Source organism: Serratia sp. 506_PEND (genome assembly GCF_001076875.1).
Taxonomy (GTDB): Bacteria; Pseudomonadota; Gammaproteobacteria; order Enterobacterales; family Enterobacteriaceae; genus Serratia; species Serratia marcescens.
On record NZ_JVEL01000196.1, the window covers coordinates 1 to 292 of the forward strand.

The window sequence follows — 292 nt, forward strand, 5'->3', positions numbered from 1 at the left end:
CCGTGGCCGGTAGCCTTGCCATCATAACCGATGCGTTTGATCACCATGTTGATACTGGCCTCACTCATCGGTTTGTTGATATTGCAGCGCCCTGGAAATACCAGTTGGTACTGACCAGTGTAGGCACGGAGTTCCTGCAGGATCGCCAGAACCTGATTTGACAACGGTACCAGATGTTTGCGGCGCTTCTTCATACGACTTTCTGGGATCGTCCATAACGCGTTATCCAGATCAAACTCATGCCATTCGGCTGCACGTAGCTCAATCGTACGGACCCCCGTCAGTAACAACA

General features: G+C 51.7%; 1 protein-coding gene. It reads right to left on the reverse strand.

All coding sequences use genetic code 11. From position 1 onward, the window contains the following. Positions 1-292, reverse strand: a 292-nt coding sequence (locus tag ADK28_RS04750; protein WP_152929628.1) for a tyrosine-type recombinase/integrase, incomplete at both ends; no start/stop codon positions are given.